Source organism: Ruegeria sp. AB7, assembly GCF_056542625.1.
Window position 1 is genome coordinate 1 of the sequence record NZ_JBQGAC010000029.1, and the last position, 561, is coordinate 561.

The window sequence follows — 561 nt, forward strand, 5'->3', positions numbered from 1 at the left end:
CGGCGAGGATGCGCCACGGTCCGATGGTCTGCTTCATCGCTAATGAAGACAGCAACAGCACAAAGATCGGCGAGGTGAACAGGCCCGCCAATGCCTGCGCAATCGGCATCAGGGCCAGCGAGGCAAAATAGAACAGCATGGCCAGCGTGATCAATACGCTGCGCAGCACGACGGGCCCCAACCGCTTGGGCCGCAACCCGCCCAAACCCAGCAGAGACAGGCCAATAATGAGTGGCAACATCAGCAGCGCCCGGCTCAGGTGGAATTGCCAAAGGCCGATGGTATCCGCCAGAAGGATCACGACATTGTCGACGACACCTATGATCGCCATGGCGCCGATCATCAGCATTGAGGCCAATACCGGCGACGTTGGTTTGTCTGACTGCATGCTGTGCCTCAGTTTGCGTGCGACGAACGGTGGACCCAAACGTCCCCACATTGTGCTATCCAGCACAAATCCGAAATCGGACGCAACTGGTTTGCGCCATGCGAATTCACCGTGCTAAGCTTTGACAAAACAAAATCGAGCAGACCCAACTCAATGACGGCCCTGAAACAGTA

General features: G+C 56.9%; 1 pseudogene. It reads right to left on the reverse strand.

The window, feature by feature from the left end:
* Positions 1 to 388, reverse strand: a pseudogene (locus tag ACR0EN_RS21255) (DMT family transporter); the annotation flags it as partial.
* Between the last annotated feature and the right edge of the window lie 173 nt (positions 389 to 561).